Source organism: Providencia alcalifaciens (assembly GCF_915403165.1).
In the GTDB taxonomy this organism is placed as follows: Bacteria; Pseudomonadota; Gammaproteobacteria; order Enterobacterales; family Enterobacteriaceae; genus Providencia; species Providencia alcalifaciens_C.
The window spans coordinates 1,283,333-1,308,872 of the sequence record NZ_OU659204.1 but is presented as its reverse complement, the minus strand read 5'-3'; the positions used below and the strand labels follow the sequence as shown (position 1 = coordinate 1,308,872).

Genomic DNA, 25,540 nt, shown 5'->3' with positions numbered 1-25,540 from the left:
TGTTTCACATACCCCACAACATTCCTTGTCGCAAGGTTTTAACCATGCTAGAAAATAACCAGCATGGAGGTAATTGCGTATATTATCTAATTATAAGCTAAAATAAAGCCTATTATCACGATAATTGTAGAATTTTTTTCGCGTAGGTGCGTGCTTTTTCAATAACTTCCTCAATAGACATACTTGTGGAATCCAGCACTAACGCATCTTTAGCGGCAATAAGAGGAGCAACCGGACGGTTACGATCCCGATAATCGCGCTCTTGAATTTCGGTCAAAAGTCGCTCAAAGTTAACATCAAACCCTTTCTCCTGCAACTGCTTCATCCGGCGATGGGCACGCTCCTCGGCGGAGGCATCCAGAAAAATTTTCACTGGTGCATCAGGAAAAACTACCGTCCCCATATCACGGCCATCTGCGATTAAGCCGGGCATCATTCTAAATGCGCGCTGGCGTCTTAACAGAGCTTCTCGCACTCGCGGGAACGTGGCTGTTTGAGATGCTGTATTCCCGACGGTTTCTTGCCTAATTTCATTAGACACATCTTCACCTTCGAGAATAACTTTCAAACGATTTTCTTCAGGTACAAAACGCACATCTAAATTTGCAGCTAAAGGCACTAAAGCATCTTCAGATTGAATATCAACGTGGTGATGCAGAGCCGCTAACGCTAATACGCGGTAAATTGCACCAGAGTCTAATAATTGCCATCCAAATTCATTTGCTAATGCTTGGCAAAGAGTACCTTTACCCGCTCCGCTTGGTCCATCAACGGTGATTACAGGGGCGATAGCCACCATAAAAAATCTCCTTTTCTGCAAATAGCCTCAGCTACCCGCAATTAAAATCTGTGGGAGTATTATACCTACTCATCGATTTTGTGAAATACGCAGGTGGATTTGTCAGGAATAAAAATAGGTGAAAATAACGAAAATGAAAGGAAAAGATTGGTTGATAACACATTGATGTTAATCAACCAATCCAATTCGGTTAGTGGCTTAATCGTGCTAGTTGTTGGAAATAATCAGGGAAAGTTTTTGCTGTACAACCCGGATCTAAAATCGTCACTGGGGTATTGGAGAGTGCCACCAACGAGAAGCACATTGCAATACGATGGTCGTTATAGGTTTCGATTTCAGCATGTTTTAGCTGTGCTGGTGGCATGACTCGGATAAAGTCATACCCTTCTTCTACTTCCGCGCCCACTTTACGTAGCTCGGTTGCCATCGCAAATAAGCGGTCCGTTTCTTTCACTCGCCAGTTATAGATATTACGAATGACTGTCTCGCCTTTTGCAAACAGAGCGACCGTTCCGATAGTCATCGCTGCATCAGGAATAGCGTTCATATCCATATCAATACCGTTCAGAGTTCCACGTTCACATTCAACGTAATCATCCCCCCAGCGGATAATTGCGCCCATTTTTTCCAAAACGTTAGCAAATTTAGTATCACCCTGTAAGCTATTACGGCCGATCCCAGTGACTCGGACTACACCGCCTTTAATCGCTGCTGCGGCAAGGAAATAGGAAGCGGAAGACGCATCCCCTTCAACAAGGTATTCACCTGGCGATACATACTGCTGCTGGCCTTCAATCACAAATTTTTGGTATTGATGATTTTCAACATCCACACCGAAGGTCTTCATTAATGCCAGCGTAATGTCGATATAAGGTTTGGAAACCAGATCGCCTGCAATAGTAATTACAGTGTCCTGAGAAGCCAAAGGAGCCGCCATTAATAATGCAGTTAAAAATTGGCTAGAAACCGAACCATCTACGGAAATATTCCCACCAACAAAACCGCCGTTTAAGCGCATCGGAGGGTAATTTTCTTGTTCAAGATAATCAATATCAGCACCGCCTTCTCTTAAGGCATCAACCAAGTGGCCAATTGGGCGTTCTTTCATTCGAGGCTCGCCTGTCAGCACAATATTATTTGCACATAATGACAATGCTGCCGTTAATGGACGCATCGCGGTGCCCGCATTACCTAAAAAGATCTCAAGCTCACCTTGATGAGATAAACAGCCATTTATCCCTTCAACTTGGCAACGAGTTTTATCTTCAGATAATTGATATTTAACACCTAGTTGGCTTAATGCATTCAGCATATGGCGAATATCATCGCTGTCTAATAAGTTGGTCAGTACTGTGGTGCCTTTTGCCATAGCGGCTAATAGAAGTGCGCGGTTGGAGACACTTTTTGACCCCGGCAGATTAATGGTCCCATTAATTGAAGAAATTGGTTGTAATGTCAGGGATTGCATGAAAAGTGATTTCTCCGATGTGATTTGCTACTTTTTTATCGTTATTTAAATGAATGAGCCGACTCGTTCTTCCTGAGCAAATCGGCCTGACAACTAGTACATCATAAATTATGCATGATGGCGTTCAAAATCAGCCATAAAGTCAACTAACGCCTGAACACCCGCCAGCGGCATTGCATTGTAAATAGATGCACGCATTCCGCCAGAAACCTTGTGACCTTTTAGTGCTAATAACCCTTGGTTTTTAGCATCTTCAATAAATGTTGCATCCAATGCAGGGTTTTGCATTTGGAATGGTACGTTCATCCAAGAGCGATTTTCCACCGCCACACGGTTAATATAAAATTCACTGTCATCGATTGTGCTATACAGTAACTGTGATTTTTCATAGTTACGTTTTGCTATTTCCTGCAATCCACCTTGCTCTTTTAACCATTTGAAAACCATACCCGCTAAATACCAAGCAAAAGTTGGTGGAGTATTGAACATGGACTCATATTGCGCTAACACCGTGTAATCGAAAACAGATGGTGTCTGAGGTGAAGCTTTACCTAATAAATCCTCACGAATAATAACTAACGTTAAGCCTGCCGGACCAATATTTTTTTGTGCACCGGCATAAATCACACCATAGCGGGTAACATCAATAGGCTTGGATAAAATCGCAGATGAATAATCAGCTACAATAATTTTGTCTGCAGGGAAATCAGGTTCTTCATGGATAGCCAAGCCACCAATGGTTTCATTCGGGCAATAATGAACATAGGCAGCATCTTTACTTAATGGCCACTCGCTCATTGGTTTGATGCTGATAACGCCGTTATTTTCTTGAACGACATCAATCACGTTCGGGGTGCAATATTTTTGAGCTTCTTTAGCTGCTGATTCAGACCAATAGCCACTGACAATGTAGTCTGCTGTCGTTTTATCGCCTAACAGGTTCATTGGCAGTGTGGCAAAATGAGCACGAGCACCGCCATGACAGAATAAAACTTTATAGTTATCAGGGATATTCAATAAGTCGCGTAAATCTTGTTCTGCTTCTTTCGCAACCTCAATAAAATCTTTCCCGCGATGACTCACTTCCATCACAGAAACCCCTAAACCTTTCCAATTACAAAATTCTTGCTCTGCACGGCGCATGACTTCAATAGGTAACATTGCTGGACCTGCGCTGAAATTATAAACCTGACTCATTGACCTTACCTACCTTAAATATTGTTAGTTAACATCACTCAGATATCTAAAGTTGTATCATTCCGTGCCACTAGCTGCAACGGTTATTACGTATCGATGGCAAAAACAAAAGGTCAGATTCGAAGGGCAAAAAAAGAAAACAATTTTGTTAATAGCGTCACAGAATCCGCTATCACAATTTTATGAAGTAATGAGCGCTAAAAAGGGTATAAAATCTCGAATCTGCTTTATTTTACAGTCGAGGATTTAATGGTGAAAAGCGGGCGATAACCACCCGCTTTAAAGACAAAAACTAGCTAATCACCTTACTGACGATTTCAATCGCTTCTTTCTCAATCAAGTGAAGATGTTCTTCACCACGGAAACTTTCACAGTAAATTTTGTAAGCTTCTTCAGTGCCTGATGGACGAGCAGCAAACCAACCATAGTCAGTCATGATTTTTAACCCGCCAATTGATGCGCCATTGCCCGGAGCTGCCGTTAAACGCTGAGTAATTTTATCGCCCGCTAATGTGTCCGCTGAAACCATTTCTGGCGACAACTTGCTTAACTTAGCTTTCTGCTCATGGGTCGCTTTCGCTTGGATACGACTGTAGATTGGTGCACCAAATTTTTCAGCGAGTTTATTATAACGCTGCTGAGGGTTTTCTCCTGTTACTGCTGTAATTTCTGCAGCGAGCAGGCATAAAATAATTCCGTCTTTATCCGTCGACCACGGCGTGCCATCAAATTTCAAAAATGAAGCGCCAGCACTCTCTTCGCCACCAAAACCAAGGCTGCCATTATATAAGCCATCCACAAACCATTTAAAGCCAACAGGCACTTCAATGAGTTCACGACCAATATCATTAACAACGCGGTCAATCATGGCGCTGGAAACTAACGTTTTACCTACAGCAACTTCTTTGCCCCATTGAGGGCGATGTTGGAATAGGTAGTCAATTGCAACAGCAAGATAGTGGTTAGGATTCATTAACCCACTTGGGGTAACAATACCGTGGCGGTCATAATCAGGATCGTTCGCAAACGCTAAATCAAAATTTTCTTTCATTCCCAGCAAGCCAGCCATCGCCCAACGGGATGAACAGTCCATGCGGATCACACCATCGTGGTCTAATGGCATAAAGCGGAATGTTTGGTCAAGCTGGTCATTAACAATTTCAATATCTAATTGATAATACTCTGCAATTTTTTTCCAGTATTCAATACCAGAACCACCCAGAGGATCGACGCCGATTTTTAATCCTGATTTTTGGATAGCTTGCATATCCACAACTTCGCCGAGTGAGCGAACGTATGGCATCACCAGATCTTGCTCTGCCACAAAACCACTGGCCATTGCATCGGCAAAATCTAAGCACTTCACACCATCAAGGTCTTCTGAGAGTAATTGATTAGCATTCTGTTCAATAACAGATGTTAAATCGGTATCTGCAGGACCACCGTTTGCAGGATTATATTTAATCCCGCCATCTTCCGGTGGATTATGGGATGGAGTAATTACGATGCCGTCGGCAACATCTTGATGTGCATTGTTATAACTTAAAATCGCGTGGGAGATAGCCGGAGTTGGGGTAAAACCGTTATCTTCTTGAACAATAACATGAACTTGGTTAGCTGCTAATACTTCGATCACCGACATAAAAGCCGCTTCTGACAGCGCATGGGTATCTTTACCCACATAACAAGGTCCTGTTACCCCTTGCTGCTTACGCAGATCCGCTATCGCTTGAGCGATTGCCAGAATGTGATTTTCATTAAAGTTTTTACGCAGCGAACTACCACGATGCCCAGAAGTCCCAAACTTGACGGCCTGAGAAGACACATCGGGATCTGGCTGTTGGGTATAATATTGAGCCGTTAACTGAGCAACGTTAATCAAATCACTTTGAAATGGAAGCTGCCCTGCTCGTTCATGAATTGCCACTTGTTATCTCCCAAAGCACTGATGCTTAGCGTGAAACACCAGTGACTTACAATGTTTAGATGACTATCAAGGTTAGATAGTATTTACCAAAGTTAAATCGTATTGCCGACTTTTTCGATGACATTCGCTGGGAAGTTCATCTCTTGCATAATCGCATCAATCATACTGCGCTTGCGATTGGTGTTGGTGTTAGTGATCACCCAATACGGCGTGCCCGGTATATGGCGAGGTTTTGATTGCTTGCCCGCAGCCAGTAGCGTTTGCTCATCACCAGCAAAATAAACACGGGTACGGCCATGCATGGACTCTGTTGCGCTCTCAAAACTTTTCGCATCTAAGCTATATAGCGTTGAAAGAATTAGCATAAAGCGATCAATCGCCTTATTTTTTTCTGCATAAGCATCAGATAATAATAATTCTCTGATCACTCTCACAGGGTTTTGAGCAACCACCTTGGTATTCATCACCGGCGCATCTTGTGGCGCTAACGGTGCTACACTCACTTCTGTTGCGGGTACTGGCTGCTGCGCGGATTTGAAATTTAGCATACGGCGTAAAATATCCGATGCACTTTCACCGATATGCTGTGTGTGACTTGCAATATAGCGGTAAAGCTCTTCATCAACTTCTATCGTTTTCATTTTTTCCCAGTACTTTCTTAATCTAAAATTCGCGCCAGATTATAAGCCAGATTTAAAAAAAACAAAACAATTAAAATTTCAATAACTTAAAACAAACAACGAGTTAAGTTTTATGTGATTTCAGTGGGTTACCTTGTTCTGATTATACAGATTTGGTTTTTTGGCATCACCGTGCCATGATAAGCCTTCAATTTGATAAACAACATCAATCCTAGTCCAAATATGACCGAATTACTCAATTATACAATCCATAAACCTGAAAATCCGATCACCGTCATCCCCGTCGTTTTGATCCATGGGCTCTTTGGTGACCTGAATAATTTAGGCGTTTTAGGTCGTGACTTACAAAATTATTTCGATACTATTCAAGTCGATGTGCGCAATCATGGTGATTCATTTCGTTCTGACGAAATGGAATACCAACAGATGGCCGAAGATGTGATTGCGCTCGTAAAATCCCTTGGTTACCACAATGCTATTCTTATCGGACACTCTATGGGTGGAAAAATTGCCATGGCTGCCAGTGAGATCGCGCCTGATTTCATCGAAAAAATTGTGGCTATCGATATCGCACCTGTCGCTTACAACGTTCGCCGCCATGACGAAATTATTGCAGCGCTAAAAGCAACAACTCAAGCACACGCTAAAACCCGCCAAGAGGCTAGCGGCATTATGCGCGAATTCATTCCCGAAGAAGGTGTCATTCAATTCTTACTTAAATCCTTTAAACAAGGTGAGTGGAAATTCAATCTTTCGGCAATCAAAGCTAACTATGAAAAGATCATCGGGTGGAAAACGGTGCCTGCATGGGATAAACCCGTGTTACTGATCCCCGGTGGGAACTCGCCCTATGTGCAAGCCGAATACCGCGACAGTATTGCCGCTCAGTTTCCGCAAGCCAAAGCTTGGGTAGTTGCCGATGCCGGACATTGGGTTCATGCCGAAAAGCCGGAGCATGTACTACGAGCTATTCACCGCTTTTTAGCTATTCCTGACTGATCTAACCACTTTGACTCCCGCAATCCTGATATTGAATATTCAATTCTTCAATATCAGGATGAAACATATCCATTAAATATATTCACACTCAATAATAAGACGAACTTCAATACACTTGTAATTATGATGACGGTATTATCTACCTTGATTAAATAATCATATTTTTCAAATCGATATATACACAGACATTATTAAATATACAGGATGATGAATATACACAATGGAAAGTGTCAAAACACAATCAACATTATATTTTATTGGCGTTATTGCGAAACTTTCTGGCGAAATTGATTATGATGATTTCAAACAGAAAACAGAGAATATAAATCAATTTCAAGATTATATTAAAACAATAAAAGATAATTATCAGATTAAATGCAAGAACAAGCATCAGCGCGATAAAAGCGTCGCTAAACTACCATCCCCCACCATTCTTTATGATAATGATGGTTACGCTTTTCTGTTGGCTAATCATAATCAAGAACAAGTGCTCATTCAGCGTTTTGGTCATCCTACACCTGAAATATGGAGCCATGAAGAGCTACAAAACAATTGGAATGGGGACTGGCTTCACGTCAAAGTTAAGCAAGGAAAATTCGATATTTCATGGTTTCAAACGGAATTTATGAAGTACCGTAAAATCATCACTTGGGTATTGGTTTTCTCTTTTATTTTACAAATATTAGCACTAGCCTCCCCCATTGTGATGCAGGTTATTATGGATAAGGTGCTTATTCATAATAGTTTATCGACCTTGGATGTTTTAATTTTCGGTTTAATCGTCGCGGCGATTGTTGAAGTCATATTAAAAGGACTACGAGAATATATTTATAATCATACCGTCAATCGAATTGATATGACGTTAGGATTAAAGTTAGTTAATCACTTATTGCACCTGCCTATTTCATTTTTTAAAAATCGACAAATTGGTGCCATTGTGACTCGAGTTAAAGAATTGGAAACTATCCGAGAATTCTTGACCAGTAGCTTTTTCACTCTGTGTGTCGATGTTCTGTTCTTATTCGTCTTCATCTATGTGATGAACTTACTTTCCACCACCCTTACCTTACTTTTTCTCTGTTCTATTCCCTGTTATTTATTGGTTGCTTGGTGGCTCACGCCGAAAATTGAAGCCGCCGCTCAACAACAGTTTGCCAATATTGCGGTGAATACCTCATTCTTGACGGAAAGCGTTAATGGGATTGAAACCGCCAAGAGCTTATCCATTGAACCGAGCTTTACCCGTCGTTGGGATAAGCAAACGGCAGATATGAGCCAAACCAATTTTGTATCTGGGCAAATCAGCTCACGCTCTGAACATATTGTCATGGTCATTGAAAAGGTGACGAGCGCCATCATTCTATGGGTTGGCGCATCTGAAGTTCTGGCTCTGCAATTGACTATTGGGCAATTTATTGCCTTTCATATGATGGTCAATCATGCAAATCAGCCTCTCGTAAAACTGGTCAAATTATGGGGAGATTATATTCGAACCAAAGTGGCGGTAGAAAAGATGTCACAAATCATTAATCTTCCACAAGAACAGAGCAAGAAAGGAAACGATGCTCGGCTTAGTGGCAATATTCAATTACATAACATTAGCTTCCGTTATCAACCTAATATGCCGACCGTCCTCAATAACTTTAATCTTTCAATAAAAGCTGGGGAAACCATTGGGATTGTAGGCACATCGGGTTCAGGAAAAAGCACTCTAGCTCGGTTAATTTTGCGTTTATACACCCCAGAACAAGGAGGAATCTATCTTGATGGATCACCGATTACAGCACTTAGCCTTGCTTCTCTAAGGCAGCAGATTGGTATTGTTTTGCAAGAAAATTTCTTATTTCATCAATCTGTTTTCGACAATATTGCTCAAACTCACCCTAATGCCTCGATGGATGAGGTTGTGAATGCTGCAAAAATGGCGGGAGCCCACGATTTCATACTTAAATTGCCGATGGGCTATGACACAATTTTAGCCGAAGGCGGCTCCTCTCTTTCAGGAGGACAACGCCAACGCATCGCCATTGCCAGAACACTTTTGTCTGATCCGAAGATCATTATTTTCGATGAGGCCACCAGCGCCTTAGATGATGAATCCCAAGCAATCATTCAAGAAAATATGCAAGAAATAGCCAAAGGACGCACCGTAATTACGATTGCCCACCGCCTTTCAACGATCCGTAACCACCAGAGAATTATCGTGATGCAGCAAGGGCAAATTGTTGAGCAAGGTAGCCATCAACAATTAATCGAGAACAATCAATTTTATACACATTTATGGACGCTTCAGCAGTCTCTTAAATAATGACACGGATGTTAACCATGAAAAAAAAATCAGCGCTCTCTCGCTATAACAGTTTTCTACCTGCCCATTTGGCTATTTTAAAAACGCCGCCTTCTTATTTGGCATTTACCATAGCCATCAGTATTAGTATTGGTATTTTTATCGCTATTGCTTGGTCTTATTTTGGCAAATTAGATGTTCAAGCCACCACCCAAGGAAAACTTATCGTTTCAGGGCGCACCCAAACCATTCAAGCTTTTGAATTAAGTCGTTTACAGCAAATTCACGTTGAAGATGGGCAACAGGTAAAGCAAGGGGATCCATTGCTCAGTGTTAAAGTATTAGGCGTAGACCAGGATATCCTTAGCCAACACTACCAAAAAAACTTTCACGCCAGTGAAGAAATGATTCACCATGCCCTACTCAACCAGCAATCCATTGAAATTTCTGCTTATTACAGCCAACTATCAGCTACGGAGCAAACTCAAGCACAACTCAGCTATCAAACTATTAAAAAAGAGTATGAAACCTTACTCAACGAAATAACCAATGAAATTCAGATTAATCGCGTTAACTTTCAAGCGAGAGAACGAGAGTTAAAAGACATCAATATCTTGATGAATAACATTAAAAAACGGCTCGATGCACATACCACCCTGAGTCAAAAACAGTTAATCAGTCAAAAAGAATTTTTAGAACAGGAGCGTGAATTACTACTCGCAAGAAAAGAAAAAACCACCAAACAATCCGAACTCTCTATATTAAATAGCCAACATCATGCTTTGCTCGAAAAGCAAGATAGGATTAATGCGCAAAAACACCAAGAATGGCATGAGAAATATCAGCAAGCTAAATTCAAATTTGTTTCTCTTGAACAGGAATTGATTAAAAACCAAGAAAGAAATCAGCTTGAAATTATTCGCGCGCCAGTAGATGGAACCGTGCAACAAATTGCAGTTTATACCCTTGGGGCTGTATTACAACCAGCACAGCAATTGATGGTTATTGTACCTAATAATCATGTGCAATTAGCTGAAGTCAAAATACTCAATAAAGATATCGGCTTTATCCAAGAAGGTTTAAAAGCGGATGTCAAAATTGACGCCTTCCCTTATACCCGCTACGGGACTATTGAAGGTGAAGTATTGTCTATTTCCCGCGATAGCACTCAAGATGACAATCTAGGTCTCGTCTATTTAGCGCAAATTGGTTTAAGCAACAAACAGCTATTAGTGGAAGGCGAGCAAGTTGAACTGACGCCAGGCTTATCGATTGTTGCTGAAATAAAAACAGATAAACGACGATTAATTGATTATCTATTAAGCCCAATTAACGAATATACCGCCACAGCCATGAGAGAGAAGTAATCGATGGAACAGCAAAATAATAATGGCTTGGAAGCCTTAATATGGATTGCTCATCATTTTCAAAAAAATGTCACTCAAGGGCAATTAATGCATGCCATTGGTATGCAGAATGATTCCCCCACAGATGTTGAAATCAGACAATGTGCACAGATTATTGGTTATGAAACAGAGCTCATCTCTCTCACTCGGCAACAGATGCAGGATATCCCATTACCTGCTTTGGTGTTAATTAATCAACGCTGGCATGTTATCACCCAAAATTCACCACTAACTGCGATCTCACCAAAAGGGGACGATGAGGAACCATGGAATGAATCCTCCGATTACAATTACTCCGTCATTTTAATTAAAGAGCAGTTGGAGAAAGAACAAAAAAGAGCATTTGGCATCAGTTGGTTTATTCCATCCATTATTCGTCAACGTTTTAAACTCAAAAATGTCTTTATTCTTGCCGCAATTGTGCAATTTTTTGCACTCGTAAGCCCTCTACTATTTCAAAACTTAATTGATAAAGTGCTTGTCGGGCGCAGCTTGCCTAATTTACATGTTATTGCCTTAGGAATATTAGCCATTGCTATTGCAGAACCTGTTTACAGTTTTATTCGTGATAAAATTTTCAGTCATACCAGCACACAAATTAGCGCTGAACTTTCGGGAAAAATTTATCGCCATTTAATGGCGCTGCCGCTTAATTACTTTAAATTAAGACCCACAGGGAAAATCATTGCGCGTGTCCGTGAATTAGCTCATATCCGCCAGTTTTTGACTGGCTCAACACTGATGCTGTTTATTGATTTTATCTTTGTGATCTTATTCATCGCAATATTATTTTCTTACAGCAAGGTAATGACTTGGACACTGGTAGGCTCATTGGGGATCTTTTTATTCTATGGATGATTTTAGGTCCAATCATTCGCCAGCAGACGGAAAAATCCTACCAAGCCGATGAAAACGGACTCACATTTTTAACTGAATCAATAACTGGTATCGAAACCGTAAAAACCACCGCCACAGAGAAATATTTTTTCCAACGTTGGCAAAAATTACTCAGCCAACAATTGAGTCAAGGCTTCAAAGTTTCCATGCGTAGTGTGGTGGCAACACAGTTAATGACGTTAGTCAGTAAAGTCACTACCGCTGTTCTACTTTGGCTTGGTGTTAATGAAGTTTTGGAAGGAAATATCACGCCAGGGGAACTTGTCGCTTTCAATATGCTAAGCGCCCATGTTACTCAACCTGTTCTACGATTTGCTCAAATTTGGCAAGACTTCCAACATACCATTATTTCTTTGCGTCGCGTTGGCGACATTCTTGATAAACCCATTGAAAATGAACGCCAAGGCATTGCCAGCTCAAGCACCATTCAAGGGGAAATTGAGTTTCAAAATATCCGCTTTCGTTATCAACCTGAAACCCCTGAGGTGCTAAGTAACCTAACTTTATCCATCAAAGCCGGAGAGTTTATTGGTATCACAGGGCCATCTGGTTCAGGGAAAAGTACCCTCACTAAATTGTTACAACGACTATATATCCCTCAACATGGGCAAGTTATTGTCGATGGTATGGATTTAGCGGTGACAGATACTGTCGCGTTACGCCGCCGAATGAGTGTCGTCCTTCAAGAAAGCACACTCTTTGTCGGAACAATTGCAGAAAATATCCGATTAAGTTACCCACAAGCGAGCGAACAACAATTAATCCATGCTGCAAAACTGGCGGGAGCCTATGAATTTATTATGTCTCTGCCTGAAAACTTTAATTATCATTTATCTGAAAAAGGATTAAATCTCTCTGGCGGTCAACGCCAGCGTATTGCCCTTGCTCGAGCCTTGATTACTGAACCTGATATTTTAATTCTCGATGAGGCCACCTCTGCACTGGATTACGAATCAGAATCCGCCATCATGAAAAATATGCCGTTAATCACACAAGGTAGAACAGTGATTAGCATTGCCCATCGCCTCAATACCATTATGAGCGCCGATAAAATTTACGTAATACGAAATGGTGAAGTCGCCGAAGCGGAAACTCATCAGAACCTTCTAAAACTGAAAGGTCTTTATGCCAATTTATGGCAGCAACAGACCCGTTAACCTGAATAAAAAAGCATCGCTTACTCTTTGAGTGATGCTTTTTTCTTAAAAGTGCTTTTTTTTTAATCTATTAGATGAATTAGCGGGGTATGCACCTATGGTACTAGGGGTTCAGCTAGGGTATCATTGCCCGCTGAATTACTGGCACACCCCTTCCGTTAGCAATAGTAGATATGGCAAAAGAACAAACTGACCGCACCACACTGGATTTGTTCGCAGAAGAACGCAGGCCTGGGCGACCAAAAACTAGCCCGTTGTCGCGGGATGAACAATTACGAATCAATAAGCGAAATCAGCTAAAACGAGACAAAGTCAAAGGGCTACGTCGAGTTGAGCTGAAATTAAATGAAGACGCTGTCGCGGTCTTAAACCAATTAGCTGAAGAGAAAAACATAAGCCGAAGTGAGCTAATTGAAGAAATTTTGATGGCTCAACTTGAGCAGGTTAGTGAAGTAATTGATCGCTAGCTGTATCTGGTAAATCACACAAATTTGACAGACTAACACTGTTTTTTTCGCCAAAATAAGGCGCAAAATTTTACCTATTTTCGTTCTATTTTTAGTTCTAGCAGAATTGGTAATTTATACTCTCTACTAGAAAAACAAGAGGTTAATCACTTTATGGCAGTTATAGGCATTTTCTTCGGAAGTGACACAGGTAACACAGAAAATATTGCCAAAATGATCCAAGAAAGATTAGGCAAAGATGTTGCAGAAGTTCACGATATTGCTAAATGCAGCAAAGAAGATATCGAAGCGTTTGACATCCTACTTCTTGGTATCCCTACGTGGTACTACGGTGAAGCTCAGTGTGATTGGGATGATTTTTTCCCAACATTAGAAGAAATTGATTTTGACGGTAAACTTGTCGCACTGTTTGGTTGTGGAGACCAAGAAGACTACGCAGAGTATTTCTGTGATGCGATGGGAACTATCCGCGACATCATTGAGCCTCGTGGTGCAGTGATCGTAGGTCATTGGCCAACTGAAGGCTACCACTTTGAAGTTTCTAAAGGTATGGCGGACGATAATCACTTTATCGGCCTTGCTATCGATGAAGATCGTCAACCAGAACTGACCGAAGAGCGTGTTGACGCTTGGGTTAAACAAATCTCTGAAGAGATGTCTCTGGCTGAAATCCTTGGCTAATAATGACATAGATTGTCAATTAAAAGCGGGGACCATTCGATATGATGGGTTATTCCTTCCATCTAATGGACTCGCTTTTAAGAACGAATCAAAATAATGAGACAATGCATGGTTTCTATTTTTATTTTCCATGCCTATAATTGTAAATCAGTTTAGAAGACAACTGGATTTTTGTTAAAAACGTCTCATTATTGTTAAATTTATGATTTAAAATACAGGACAAGCCCGCATGACAGACAATAATAAAGCATTGAAAAATGCAGGACTCAAAGTCACTCTTCCAAGATTGAAGATTTTGGAAGTACTTCAGGAGCCTGAGTGCCATCACGTCAGTGCGGAAGATCTCTACAAAAAGCTGATTGATATTGGTGAAGAAATCGGGTTAGCCACTGTCTACCGCGTATTAAACCAATTTGATGATGCTGGTATTGTGACTCGTCACAATTTCGAAGGTGGAAAATCCGTATTTGAACTGACTCAACAGCATCACCATGACCACTTAATCTGTTTAGATTGTGGCAAAGTCATCGAATTTACAGACGAATCAATCGAAGAACGTCAGCATGATATCGCTAAACGCCACGGCATTAAGCTGTCTAACCACAGTTTATATCTATATGGTCACTGTGCTGAAGGTGACTGTCGTGAAAATGAAAACATCCACGAAGCAAAATAATTGCATTCATAAGTCGCCTCACTAAAAATGAGGCAACTTAATTAATCAGTGATTTCGTGTTGATGATACCCACTTAATGTTTATTAGTGGGTATTTTTATTTATATATTCTTAACATTTCCCCATTTTTACTCTTTAGCTGAAAATTAGCGACTATTTTTAAAAAATACATAGCTTTATTTCTTCAGATAAAACTAAAACTATCCTCTATTCTTTAATTTGCTATGCGTTATTTTAATTTATACTTATGATCAAATTTATGCGTAAGAGATTAAAGGATGAAAAAAACATATCTGTTTTTGAATATAAGTTTTTTCTTCTGGTTTCTTACTTTGATAGCGTGGTTTTTTAGATATACCGTCGTGGCATCCGTTGCCTTTATATCTTCAATCATTTGTTTGGTTCTATACTTCAATTACAAAAAGGTTAGTCGCATGTTCAATAAAAAACAAAACAAACCAGAGCCCACTCCCACTATCAATAAAGAAGAAATCACTCAAAAAATTGCTGAGGAAAAAATGCAAACATCTACAGCAGTGGCTAGCGAAGAAAAAACCAATACCATTATTGCCAAAGATGTCGTGTTTGAAGGCAATATTACCTCCAATGAACAAGTACATATTTATGGTACTGTGATTGGCAACATTACCGGCAAAAATAATACCGTCAAAATCATGCAAAATGGTAATGTTACCGGCAATATTACCAGTAATGAGCTATGGGTAAACGGTAAAGTGGAAGGTGAATGTATCACCGAAACTATTAGCATTGATATCAATGGTGAGATTTATGGCACCATCCGCTATTCCAGTCTATCCATTAAAAAAGGCGGAATATTTTCTGGCCATGCTGAGGTTAAATCTGCTACGAAATCGACGGGAAACGTAACGGTATTTAAAGAAAAAACCAAACAAGAAAATTCAGACCCACACACACCTGAAGTCGGTGCCTTGTAATTAAATTTGTTAAACAGATGATATAGAATTGCTCGATAATAACTTTATTACCCTATTTATAGGCATTTATTGTCGAGTTATTTTGATTATATAAATTCGCTTATCACTAAAAGTGCATATTTTATACGTAATAAAAATAGATCATAAAGGCGACATTGCTGTCGCCTTCCATTAAGCCTTAGTATTGCTCAAACATCTCTTGGATTTTTTTCGGGTCCTTCGTTTGTGTTAATGCTAATTGCAGTAATACACGAGATTTTTGTGGGTTCAATCTTTCAGATGCCACAAACCCATATTCATTATCATTCACTTCCGCATTTCGCGTTGTATAGCCTGTCGGTACACGACTAGAACGCACCACGACAACATCCTCTTTCGCTGCATTGGCTAATGCATCAAAAATAGTTTTATACATATTCCCGTTACCAACACCAGCACTTACAATACCTTTAACGCCTTCTTCGCGTAGTGCTTTTACTGGTGCTGAAGATGCATTCGCATAGTTATACACAATGCCCACTTCCGGTAATTTATCTAATTTGCTGACATCAAAAACAGGTTTATCACCACGAGGCTGAGGTGCTTGATAATAGGTGACTTTACCATCATGAATATAGCCTTCTGCACCCGCATTCACGGCATCAAAGGCTTGAACTTCTGTTGTGCTCATTTTCATCACATTGCGACCTTGGATCACTTTGTCATTCATCGCCATCAGCACACCGCGCTCTCCAGCTGATTTATCAGATGCTAATACGACGGCATTGTATAAGTTCAATGAACCGTCTGCGCCCAATGCAGTGGAAGGACGCATCGCCCCCACCATCACAATCGGCTTTTTACAGGCAGTGGTTAAATCAAGGAAAAAGGCGGTTTCCTCCATGGTGTCAGTACCATGAGTGATAACAAAGCCATCGGTTTTATTACAATCTTGATTGATTTTTTTAGCAAGAGTTAACCAAACTTGGTCATTCATATCTTGAGAACCGATATTCACCAGCTGCTCACCACTCAGGTTAGCAATTTTTTTAGTCTCTGGTACCGCATTAAGTAAAGAGTCAATTCCGACTTTCCCAGCTTGGTAGCTTGAACCGGTTGCTGATTCTCCACCTCCCGCAATGGTACCGCCTGTTGCCAACACCGTAATATTCGGTTGTGCTAATGCGGATGCAGCAAACAGTGAAACCAGTGTGGCTAAAAGCGCTTTATTTCGGTTTTTCATCCTATTTTCCTTTAACTAAAATTAACGAGCATGATATTAAAAATAAACTCACGTTATTATGTGGATTTAATCTGAGAGTTTTGTGATCGACTTTGCCATTTTAGTAAATTTTAATTTTTCACTGTTTTTCTGTCTTGAATAAAAAGCGTGAGCTCAGCATAAAAAGCGTGAGCACTAGGCAAAAAGTCCGTATCATAGCGGCTATCTGAAACAAGCCATTTACAAGTGACTGACAATGAGCCAAACATTTATTCCCGGCAAAGATGCCGCACTCGAAGACTCCATTGATGCATTCCAAACCAAACTGAAAAATTTAGGGTTCGATATCGAAGAAGCCTCTTGGCTGAATCCAGTTCCAAATGTTTGGTCCGTTCATATTCGTGACAAAGAGTGCCCGCTGTGCTTTACCAACGGTAAAGGCGCAAGTAAAAAAGCGGCTTTAGCCTCAGCGCTCGGTGAATATTTTGAGCGTTTATCCACCAACTATTTCTTCGCGGATTTCTATTTAGGTAAATCCATTGCTGAGGGGGATTTCGTTCATTATCCTAATGAAAAATGGTTCCCGTTAACTGAAGATGATAGCCTGCCAACCGGTTTGCTGGATGAGCGCTTGATTGCTTTTTATGATCCCGACAATGCACTCGCGGGAAGCCAACTGATTGACCTGCAATCAGGTAATGAAGAACGCGGTATTTGCGCCCTGCCATTTACACGTCAATCTGATAACAGCACCGTCTATATTCCAATGAATATCGTCGGTAACTTGTATGTGTCTAATGGGATGTCTGCAGGAAACACAGCAAACGAAGCTCGTGTACAAGGATTATCCGAAGTGTTCGAGCGCTTTGTAAAAAATAAAATCATTGCCGAAAGTATCAGTCTGCCAACGATTCCTACAGAAGTGATGGCTCGCTACCCTGGTGTCGTTGCTGCTATTGAAACGCTGGAAAACGAAGGCTTCCCTATCTTCTGTTACGACGCCTCTTTGGGTGGCCAATTCCCAGTCATCTGTGTTGTGCTGTTTAACCCACAGAACGGGACTTGTTTTGCCTCTTTCGGTGCGCACCCTGATTTTGGTGTTGCCTTAGAGCGTACAGTCACTGAATTACTGCAAGGTCGTGGACTGAAAGATTTGGACGTATTTAACGCCCCAACCTTTGACGATGAAGAAGTCGGTGAGCACACAAACTTAGAAACCCACTTTATCGATTCGAGCGGTTTAATTAGCTGGGATATGTTTAAAGACGATGCAGATTATCCATTTGCAGATTGGAGCTTTAAAGGCACCACGACTGAAGAGTTTGCAACGTTAATGGCTATCTTCAACAAACTTGACGCAGAAGTCTATATCGCAGATTACAGCCATTTAGGCGTATATGCCTGTCGTATTTTAGTGCCAGGTATGTCAGATATCTATCCTGTGGAAGATTTGCACATTGCCAATAATGCGATGGGCGCTTACCTACGCGACACCATTATGTCCCTCCCTGATAGCCAGTGGGAAAAAGAAGATTATCTTGCTCTCATTGAACAGTTAGATGACGATGGATTAGATGACTTTACTCGTGTTCGCGAACTGTTAGGTCTGGCTGTTGGTAAAGATAATGGCTGGAGCAACCTGCGTATTGGCGAATTGAAATCAATGTTAGCCTTAGCGGGTGGGGATCTTGAACAAGCACTGGCTTGGGTTGAATGGACACAAGACTTCAACAGTTCCATCTTCACGCCAGAACGCGCGAACTACTACCGCTGCTTACATACCCTGCTACTGCTTTCCCAAGAAGACGAGAGAAAACCTGCTCAGTATTATCAAGCATTTATTCGTATGTATGGGCAAGAGGCGGTAGATGCTGCATCGGCAGCAATTGCGGGTGAGTCAAGCTTCTACGGATTATGGTCTATTGATGAAGAGCTCAAAGCATTACCTGCTCATCAAGGACTTTTAGCGGCTTACGAAAAGCTGCAAAAAGCTAAACGAGCTAACGCATAATTATCTAAATACGATATTGGCCTTCGGGCCTTTATCTTTACTTAAGCAATATTTAATTTCAATCACATAATAATTATCGAAATTCATTAACAATCATCTGTAACATTTTACTTATCGAGACTGTTTCTAGCTGTTTTATAAAATTTTTTTATAAAATTTAAAAAATATTTTTTTGAATGAAATCAAGTATTTGTGTTGAATTTTGACGTTTTTTGCGCTATTTTGACCCCATTCTCTTAACACTTCATGATCCACATCAAATTTATCAGAACGCCCGTTTGTTACTATAATTGCGTGCTATAATTAATCAACTTTGTAAGAGAGTGTTAGTATGAAAGCTGACAACCCTTTTAATTTATTATCTCCTGCTGTCATGGCGCAAGTTGCTGATGATGTAGGTGTTTATAAAACGAACAAACACCCAGCTATTACCTACTTGTCAGCATTCACTGCTGGTATCTTTATCTCTATCGCTTTCGTTTTCTATATCACTGCAACGACAGGTGCAGCAAGTGCTCCTTACGGTTTTACTAAACTGATTGGCGGTATCTGCTTCTCCCTTGGATTGATGTTAGTTGTTGTATGCGGTGCTGACTTATTTACATCCACTGTCCTTACCATCGTATCTAAAGCAACGGGCAAAATTACTTGGGGAAAAATGTTCCTCAATTGGTTCAACGTTTATATTGGCAACTTAATTGGCGCACTGTTTTTTGTCGCTATTATTTGGTTTGCAGGCCAATATGCTGCGGCGAATGGACAATGGGGGTTAAATGTTCTCCAAACGGCTAACTACAAATTGCACCATACTTTTGTTGAAGCTGTCTTTTTAGGTATTTTAGCTAACTTAATGGTTTGCTTAGCCGTTTGGATGAGCTATGCAGGTCGTAGCCTAACTGACAAACTGGTAGTATTAGTTCTGCCAATCGCAATGTTTGTCGCAAGTGGCTTTGAACATAGTATTGCAAATATGTTTATGATCCCTCTAGCTATCATGATTAAAGAATTCGCTCCTGTTGAATTTTGGTCAAATATCAACATGGCACCAGAACAATTTTCTAACTTAACAGTTGGAAACTTTATTACCGAAAATTTAATACCGGTAACTATCGGAAATATTATTGGCGGCGCAGTGTTAGTCGGCCTGATTTACTGGTTAATGCATCTACGTAATAGCGAAAAACATTAATTGAGATTGGTTAATATGCTCGTTATTACAAGTACACAAAGATTTATTAAGATCCCTCAAAGATCCATTGTTAAAAGGTAAAAGTATCATGTCCGAATTAAATGAAAAATTCGCTTTAGCATGGCAAGGTTTTAGCCAAGGTGACTGGCAGAATAACGTCAACGTCCGTGACTTTATTCAGAAAAACTATACTCCGTATGAAGGTGATGAATCTTTCTTAGCAGGCTCTACTCCAGCGACTGATAAGCTGTGGGAAAAAGTCATGGAAGGGATCAAAATCGAAAACCGCACTCACGCGCCAGTTGATTTTGATACAGATCTGGCTTCTACCATCACTTCCCATGATGCTGGTTACATTAGCAAAGAATTAGAAACGGTTGTTGGTTTACAAACTGATGCACCTCTGAAACGTGGTCTTATCCCGTTCGGTGGTATCAAAATGGTTGAAAGTTCATGTAAAGCTTACGATCGTACTTTAGATCCAAGCCTGAAACAAATCTTCACTGACTACCGTAAAACTCACAACCAAGGTGTTTTCGATGTTTATACTCCAGACATCTTAAAATGCCGTAAATCAGGTATCTTAACCGGTTTACCAGATGCTTATGGTCGTGGTCGTATCATCGGTGACTACCGTCGCGTTGCGCTGTACGGTATTGATTTCCTGATGAAAGACAAGTTCAACCAATTCACCTCTCTGCAAGAAAGATTAGAGAAAGGTGAAGACCTGCAAATGACTATCCAACTGCGCGAAGAAATTGCTGAACAGCACCGTGCACTGGGTCAAATCAAAGAGATGGCTGCTAAATATGGCTACGACATCTCAGGTCCTGCAACTAACGCACAAGAAGCGGTTCAATGGACTTACTTCGGTTACTTAGCCGCTGTTAAATCTCAAAACGGTGCAGCGATGTCATTTGGTCGTGTATCTACGTTCTTAGACGTGTACATCCAACGTGACTTAGAAGCAGGTAAAATTACAGAAGAACAAGCGCAAGAGCTGATTGACCACTTGGTCATGAAACTGCGTATGGTACGTTTCTTACGTACACCTGAATACGATGAGCTGTTCTCTGGTGACCCAATCTGGGCAACAGAATCGCTGGCTGGTATGGGTCTTGATGGCCGTACTATGGTGACTAAAAACACCTTCCGTTTCCTGAATACACTGTATACCATGGGCCCATCTCCAGAGCCTAACATGACTATCCTGTGGTCAGAAAAACTGCCAATGAACTTCAAAAAGTTCGCAGCAAAAGTGTCTATTGATACTTCATCAGTACAGTATGAAAACGATGACTTAATGCGTCCTGACTTCAACAATGATGACTACGCAATCGCATGTTGCGTGAGCCCAATGATTGTTGGTAAACAAATGCAATTCTTCGGTGCTCGTGCAAACTTAGCGAAAACTATGCTGTACACCATCAACGGTGGTGTGGACGAAAAACTGAAAATGCAAGTAGGTCCTAAACATTCACCAATCATGGACGAAGTTCTTGATTTCGATACCGTGATGAACCAAATGGACCACTTCATGGATTGGTTAGCAACTCAGTACGTCACTGCGCTGAACTGCATCCACTTCATGCACGATAAATACAGCTATGAAGCAGCACTGATGGCACTTCATGACCGTGATGTTTACCGTACAATGGCGTGTGGTATCGCAGGTCTATCTGTTGCGGCTGACTCACTGTCTGCTATCAAATACGCAAAAGTTAAACCAATTCGTGACGAAGATGGCATTGCTATCGACTTCGAAATCGAAGGTGAATACCCACAATTCGGTAACAACGACCCACGCGTTGATGACATCGCTTGCGACTTAGTAGAACGTTTCATGAAGAAAATCCAGAAACTGCCTACTTACCGCAACGCGGTGCCAACTCAGTCAGTTCTGACCATCACTTCTAACGTTGTGTATGGTAAGAAAACAGGTAACACCCCAGATGGTCGTCGCGCTGGCGCTCCATTCGGACCAGGTGCTAACCCAATGCACGGTCGTGACCAAAAAGGTGCGGTTGCATCACTGACTTCAGTGGCTAAACTGCCGTTTGCTTACGCGAAAGATGGTATTTCTTATACCTTCTCTATCGTTCCAAATGCATTAGGTAAAGACGACGAAGTACGTAAAACTAACTTAGCGGGTCTGATGGATGGTTACTTCCACCATGAATCTTCTATCGAAGGTGGCCAACACTTAAACGTGAACGTCATGAACCGTGAAATGCTGTTAGACGCGATGGAAAACCCAGAGAAGTATCCGCAGCTGACTATCCGTGTATCAGGATACGCAGTACGCTTTAACTCTCTGACTAAAGAACAGCAGCAAGACGTTATTACTCGTACTTTCACCAGTACTCTGTAAGACTTTGCTAAGATTCTATAACGTAAAATAAATAAAAGGCCCCTCCCATTGGGGCCTTTCTATCTTAGTCAAAGATAACAAATTATAATTCTACATTCTGTGAGTTCCTGCTATGTCAACAACGCAAAAGACTATTCCAATGACGGAAATTTCGACCACCTCGCCACCTGCGATGTTTGGACGAATTCATTCCTTCGAATCCTGCGGTACCGTCGATGGACCTGGGATCCGCTTTATTGTCTTCTTCCAAGGCTGCTTAATGCGCTGCCTGTATTGCCATAACCGTGATACGTGGGATACCCATACAGGAAACATGGTCACCGTTGATGAGCTAATGAAAGAAGCCGTCACTTATCGCCACTTTATGAACGCAACAGGTGGTGGTGTGACCGCATCCGGTGGTGAAGCTATTTTACAAGCTGATTTTGTTCGTGATTGGTTCCGCGCTTGTAAAAAAGAAAACATCCATACCTGTTTAGACACTAACGGATTTGTTCGTCGTTATGATCCAGTCATTGATGAGCTGATGGAAGTCACTGATCTTGTCATGCTTGACTTAAAACAGCTTGATGATGAGATCCACCAAAAACTCGTGGGCGTTTCCAATCATCGCACCTTAGAATTTGCTCGCTACCTCGCAAAACGTAATCAAAAAACGTGGATCCGCTATGTTGTCGTCCCAGGTTGGAGTGACGATGACCACTCAGTCCATATGCTCGGTGAGTTTGTGAAAGATATGGATAATATCGAAAAAATTGAGCTGCTTCCTTACCATGAGCTGGGTAAACACAAATGGGAAACCATGGGTGAAGAATACAAACTTGATGGCGTAAGGCCACCGTCAAAAGAAGTAATGGAAAGAGTAAAAAGTATCCTCGAAAGCTACGGCAAAAAAGTCATGTACTAATTTAACATGAGGCTTCCTTCGGGGAGCCTCTTTTATTATCCCCTCTTCTACACCATCTAACCTATTCCTACGCAACCAGATTACTCTGCTTTGATAATGCTGAGTTTTTAGGCATAATCCCCAAGTTAAATTTAATTTATAAATCAATAGCAGCATAACACTATAATAAACATTGCTAATTCATCTCTACGAATAGGTCATTCACCATGAATAATGAACACGGTCATGTCGATAACGACATATCACCTGTAACGCCAGCACCTGAAACACCATCACCTCAAGAGCCCGTCGATAGTTTTGTATTTACGCCAGAACCTCGCGCCGTTCAAGCTGGAGAAGGCGTTGAATGGATCAGCCAAGCGTGGGCACTGGTCAAAGAAAAATTAGGTATGTGGATCCTGATTAACGTTGTCTTTTTCCTGATTATCTTTGCCATGGCTTTTCTGCCACTGGTCAGCATGTTTGTGAGTTTTGTTACCCCGGTTTTCGTAGGGGGGATCATTGCGATTTGTGAAAACCAACGCAAAACTGGCGAAGCGGATATCGGCTTACTTTTCTCAGGGTTCCAAAAGAAATTTGGTGAGCTATTTGCTATCGGTGCCATAAACTTTGCAGCCAATATGGTCGGAATGTTAATTGCATTTCTTATTGCTGGCTCGGCCATTTTTAGCTTATTGATGCAAGCTGACCAATACGATGGTATTTCAGACGCAGCCTTGTTTGCATCAACGGGAACCTTTGTATTTGCAGGCATTGTCATGGCATTAGCCAGCTTATTTGGCACAGCACTAACGTGGTTTGCCCCTGCACTTATCATGAATCATGATTTCAAAATTGGCACCTCTATCTCCGCCAGCTTACAGGCAGTGAAGAAAAACCTCTTACCCGGTTTCTTATTCTTCCTGATTGCCATGGTGCTAATGTTTGTTTCTATTATCCCATTCGGCTTAGGGCTATTTATCTCAATGCCAATTATGTACGCAACTTACTACAGCACGTACCGCAGTATCTTTTTTACTGATACTAAACAGTCACAGACCAGTTCATTGATTATGTAAGTAAGACAGATATGGCACGATTTTTTTCTTTGAAAATTTTGCGACAAATACCTGAGATTTGCTGAATAATAACACTAACACCTCAATGCTAAATTAACGCTTTGGGGTGTTTTTTTATTATCGAATCAAGTTAATAAAACCATTTATAACAATCAGTTACCCAGTCAACTCACTCTATGAAATTAGGACTAACTTTTTTCCATTCCTTGAATAATATTGGTTAGTATCTCGTCATCAATTCATCGGGATAAGGATCGACATGTCTACTCGCTCAATGTCTAAACCTCATGATTCTGCATTCAAAGGCTTTATGACTAAGCTTGGTAATGCAAGGGATTTCTTTGAGGCTCATTTACCAAGTCGTATTACACAATACTGTAATTTCGATACCTTAATGCTAACGAGCGCTTCATTTATAGATAAAACACTGAGCTCACGCTTGTCTGATTTGCTCTATAGAGTCGAAACAAAACAAGGTTCTGATTATTTCTATTTATTGGTTGAGCATCAGTCTACCCCTGATAAGCTAATGGGCTGGCGTTTGATGCATTACGCTTTTTCCGCAATGAATCAGCATCTACAACAAGGTCATCATGCTTTACCCCTTGTCGTCCCTGTTCAGTTTTATCATGGTGAGCCGTCGCCTTATCCCTATTCACGATCATGGACTGACTGCTTTCGATGGTCAGATTTAGCCCATGACCTTTATTGTAACCCTCTCCCCCTAATTGACGTGAATGCTGTCAGCGATGATGACATTCTTACCCACCGGAAGGTGGCAGCAATGGAGTTAGCTTTCAAGTATTCAACCCGACAGGGGGACATTGTTCTGCTATCTAAACGCTTAGCACATGTGATTAAAGAAAATGAAAATCATCAAGATGATGTGATTCTAATTATTAACTATCTATTTAGTGTGATGGATTCCGCTGATTACACTCAAATAGTACAGACTTTAATCAATCAAACTGAAAAATATGAGGAAACTATTATGAATATTGCACAGAGACTCAGGGATGAAGGAATGCAAAAAGGCATAGAAAAAGGTATAGAACAAGGCATAGAACAAGGTATTAAGCAGGCGAGAAAAGAAGAAATTGTTAATACTCGTCAACGCATGAGGTCACTGGTCATAACAAGTTTAAGCCTGGGACTCAGTATTGATGTTATTAGCCAAATATCGGGATTGTCCCATCCAGAAATTCAAGTGTTGAGCTTGTAACTTAACCATTAATTTTTACAATAA

The 25,540-nt window shown here is 40.9% G+C and carries 19 protein-coding genes and 1 pseudogene; 14 read left to right on the top strand and 6 right to left on the bottom strand.

The window, feature by feature from the left end; translation table 11 throughout:
* Window positions 1-115: 115 nt before the first annotated feature.
* From cmk to seqA, 5 genes are all read right to left on the bottom strand, one after another.
* Window positions 116-799: a (d)CMP kinase gene (gene cmk, locus LDO73_RS05805; RefSeq protein WP_036951769.1), complete on the bottom strand. Its 684-nt coding sequence runs from the start codon at window positions 797-799 to the stop codon at window positions 116-118.
* 190 nt (window positions 800-989) lie between these two features.
* Window positions 990-2,267, bottom strand: coding sequence for a 3-phosphoshikimate 1-carboxyvinyltransferase (gene aroA, locus LDO73_RS05800; protein WP_224060590.1), 1,278 nt, complete (start codon window positions 2,265-2,267; stop codon window positions 990-992).
* Between the two features lie 108 nt (window positions 2,268-2,375).
* Complete coding sequence (gene serC, locus LDO73_RS05795; RefSeq protein WP_224060589.1) at window positions 2,376-3,464, bottom strand: 3-phosphoserine/phosphohydroxythreonine transaminase; 1,089 nt, start codon at window positions 3,462-3,464, stop codon at window positions 2,376-2,378.
* A 292-nt stretch (window positions 3,465-3,756) separates the two neighbouring features.
* Window positions 3,757-5,391 (bottom strand): phosphoglucomutase (alpha-D-glucose-1,6-bisphosphate-dependent), encoded by a 1,635-nt coding sequence (gene pgm / locus LDO73_RS05790; RefSeq protein WP_224060588.1) that lies wholly within the window; start codon window positions 5,389-5,391, stop codon window positions 3,757-3,759.
* Between the two features lie 92 nt (window positions 5,392-5,483).
* Window positions 5,484-6,032: a replication initiation negative regulator SeqA gene (seqA, locus tag LDO73_RS05785; RefSeq protein WP_224060587.1), complete on the bottom strand. Its 549-nt coding sequence runs from the start codon at window positions 6,030-6,032 to the stop codon at window positions 5,484-5,486.
* Between the two features lie 222 nt (window positions 6,033-6,254).
* Here seqA and ybfF point away from each other — a divergent pair, with 222 nt between their 5' ends.
* The 8 genes and pseudogenes from ybfF to LDO73_RS05745 all read left to right on the top strand — a co-directional run bounded on the left by ybfF (window position 6,255) and on the right by LDO73_RS05745 (window position 15,557).
* Complete coding sequence (gene ybfF / locus LDO73_RS05780) at window positions 6,255-7,031, top strand: esterase (protein ID WP_224060586.1); 777 nt, start codon at window positions 6,255-6,257, stop codon at window positions 7,029-7,031.
* Window positions 7,032-7,251: 220 nt separating this feature from the next.
* Window positions 7,252-9,339, top strand: coding sequence for a peptidase domain-containing ABC transporter (locus LDO73_RS05775; RefSeq protein ID WP_224060585.1), 2,088 nt, complete (start codon window positions 7,252-7,254; stop codon window positions 9,337-9,339).
* Window positions 9,340-9,356: 17 nt separating this feature from the next.
* Window positions 9,357-10,685 carry an HlyD family type I secretion periplasmic adaptor subunit gene (locus LDO73_RS05770; protein ID WP_224060584.1) on the top strand — a complete coding sequence of 443 codons (1,329 nt, stop codon included), beginning with the start codon at window positions 9,357-9,359 and terminating at the stop codon, window positions 10,683-10,685.
* 3 nt (window positions 10,686-10,688) lie between these two features.
* Window positions 10,689-12,778 (top strand): annotated as a pseudogene (locus LDO73_RS05765) (type I secretion system permease/ATPase).
* 173 nt (window positions 12,779-12,951) lie between these two features.
* Window positions 12,952-13,245 carry a LexA regulated protein gene (gene ybfE / locus LDO73_RS05760; protein WP_224060583.1) on the top strand — a complete coding sequence of 98 codons (294 nt, stop codon included), beginning with the start codon at window positions 12,952-12,954 and terminating at the stop codon, window positions 13,243-13,245.
* A 153-nt stretch (window positions 13,246-13,398) separates the two neighbouring features.
* Window positions 13,399-13,926, top strand: coding sequence for a flavodoxin FldA (gene fldA, locus LDO73_RS05755; RefSeq protein WP_036951795.1), 528 nt, complete (start codon window positions 13,399-13,401; stop codon window positions 13,924-13,926).
* Between the two features lie 229 nt (window positions 13,927-14,155).
* Window positions 14,156-14,602: a ferric iron uptake transcriptional regulator gene (fur, locus tag LDO73_RS05750; RefSeq protein ID WP_224060582.1), complete on the top strand. Its 447-nt coding sequence runs from the start codon at window positions 14,156-14,158 to the stop codon at window positions 14,600-14,602.
* Window positions 14,603-15,035: 433 nt separating this feature from the next.
* Window positions 15,036-15,557: a bactofilin family protein gene (locus LDO73_RS05745; RefSeq protein ID WP_224060581.1), complete on the top strand. Its 522-nt coding sequence runs from the start codon at window positions 15,036-15,038 to the stop codon at window positions 15,555-15,557.
* 178 nt (window positions 15,558-15,735) lie between these two features.
* Here LDO73_RS05745 and ansB read toward each other — a convergent pair whose 3' ends face one another.
* On the bottom strand, window positions 15,736-16,779 hold the full coding sequence (ansB, locus tag LDO73_RS05740; RefSeq protein WP_224060580.1) for an L-asparaginase 2: 1,044 nt from the start codon (window positions 16,777-16,779) through the stop codon (window positions 15,736-15,738).
* Window positions 16,780-17,014: 235 nt separating this feature from the next.
* On the opposite strand from ansB, the gene ycaO reads away from it, so the two are divergent.
* From ycaO to LDO73_RS05710, 6 genes are all read left to right on the top strand, one after another.
* Complete coding sequence (ycaO, locus tag LDO73_RS05735) at window positions 17,015-18,769, top strand: 30S ribosomal protein S12 methylthiotransferase accessory factor YcaO (protein ID WP_224060579.1); 1,755 nt, start codon at window positions 17,015-17,017, stop codon at window positions 18,767-18,769.
* A 331-nt stretch (window positions 18,770-19,100) separates the two neighbouring features.
* Window positions 19,101-19,958 (top strand): formate transporter FocA, encoded by an 858-nt coding sequence (gene focA / locus LDO73_RS05730; protein WP_154604262.1) that lies wholly within the window; start codon window positions 19,101-19,103, stop codon window positions 19,956-19,958.
* 88 nt (window positions 19,959-20,046) lie between these two features.
* The gene (gene pflB / locus LDO73_RS05725; RefSeq protein ID WP_224060578.1) at window positions 20,047-22,329 is read left to right on the top strand and encodes a formate C-acetyltransferase; all 2,283 of its coding nucleotides are present in this window, start codon (window positions 20,047-20,049) and stop codon (window positions 22,327-22,329) included.
* A 139-nt stretch (window positions 22,330-22,468) separates the two neighbouring features.
* Window positions 22,469-23,236, top strand: a complete 768-nt coding sequence (gene pflA, locus LDO73_RS05720) for a pyruvate formate lyase 1-activating protein (protein WP_224061141.1) — start codon at window positions 22,469-22,471, stop codon at window positions 23,234-23,236.
* Window positions 23,237-23,442: 206 nt separating this feature from the next.
* Entirely contained in the window at window positions 23,443-24,294 is an 852-nt protein-coding gene (locus LDO73_RS05715; RefSeq protein ID WP_224060577.1) for a BPSS1780 family membrane protein, read from the top strand.
* A gap of 259 nt (window positions 24,295-24,553) precedes the next feature.
* A complete protein-coding gene (locus tag LDO73_RS05710; RefSeq protein WP_224060576.1) occupies window positions 24,554-25,516 on the top strand; it encodes an Rpn family recombination-promoting nuclease/putative transposase in 963 nt (320 codons plus the stop codon).
* Window positions 25,517-25,540 lie beyond the last annotated feature (24 nt).

What these genes read in the sequence shown, in the direction of transcription:
- ybfE (WP_224060583.1), top strand. Translation starts at nt 12,952, where the DNA reads ATGGCAAAAGAACAAACTGACCGCACCACACTGGATTTGTTCGCAGAA.
- pflA (WP_224061141.1), top strand. Translation starts at nt 22,469, where the DNA reads ATGACGGAAATTTCGACCACCTCGCCACCTGCGATGTTTGGACGAATT.
- aroA (WP_224060590.1), bottom strand. Translation starts at nt 2,267, where the DNA reads ATGCAATCCCTGACATTACAACCAATTTCTTCAATTAATGGGACCATT.
- LDO73_RS05770 (WP_224060584.1), top strand. Translation starts at nt 9,357, where the DNA reads ATGAAAAAAAAATCAGCGCTCTCTCGCTATAACAGTTTTCTACCTGCC.
- LDO73_RS05775 (WP_224060585.1), top strand. Translation starts at nt 7,252, where the DNA reads ATGGAAAGTGTCAAAACACAATCAACATTATATTTTATTGGCGTTATT.
- fur (WP_224060582.1), top strand. Translation starts at nt 14,156, where the DNA reads ATGACAGACAATAATAAAGCATTGAAAAATGCAGGACTCAAAGTCACT.
- ycaO (WP_224060579.1), top strand. Translation starts at nt 17,015, where the DNA reads ATGAGCCAAACATTTATTCCCGGCAAAGATGCCGCACTCGAAGACTCC.
- ybfF (WP_224060586.1), top strand. Translation starts at nt 6,255, where the DNA reads ATGACCGAATTACTCAATTATACAATCCATAAACCTGAAAATCCGATC.
- LDO73_RS05715 (WP_224060577.1), top strand. Translation starts at nt 23,443, where the DNA reads ATGAATAATGAACACGGTCATGTCGATAACGACATATCACCTGTAACG.
- focA (WP_154604262.1), top strand. Translation starts at nt 19,101, where the DNA reads ATGAAAGCTGACAACCCTTTTAATTTATTATCTCCTGCTGTCATGGCG.
- fldA (WP_036951795.1), top strand. Translation starts at nt 13,399, where the DNA reads ATGGCAGTTATAGGCATTTTCTTCGGAAGTGACACAGGTAACACAGAA.
- ansB (WP_224060580.1), bottom strand. Translation starts at nt 16,779, where the DNA reads ATGAAAAACCGAAATAAAGCGCTTTTAGCCACACTGGTTTCACTGTTT.
- pflB (WP_224060578.1), top strand. Translation starts at nt 20,047, where the DNA reads ATGTCCGAATTAAATGAAAAATTCGCTTTAGCATGGCAAGGTTTTAGC.
- LDO73_RS05745 (WP_224060581.1), top strand. Translation starts at nt 15,036, where the DNA reads ATGTTCAATAAAAAACAAAACAAACCAGAGCCCACTCCCACTATCAAT.
- serC (WP_224060589.1), bottom strand. Translation starts at nt 3,464, where the DNA reads ATGAGTCAGGTTTATAATTTCAGCGCAGGTCCAGCAATGTTACCTATT.
- cmk (WP_036951769.1), bottom strand. Translation starts at nt 799, where the DNA reads ATGGTGGCTATCGCCCCTGTAATCACCGTTGATGGACCAAGCGGAGCG.
- LDO73_RS05710 (WP_224060576.1), top strand. Translation starts at nt 24,554, where the DNA reads ATGTCTACTCGCTCAATGTCTAAACCTCATGATTCTGCATTCAAAGGC.
- seqA (WP_224060587.1), bottom strand. Translation starts at nt 6,032, where the DNA reads ATGAAAACGATAGAAGTTGATGAAGAGCTTTACCGCTATATTGCAAGT.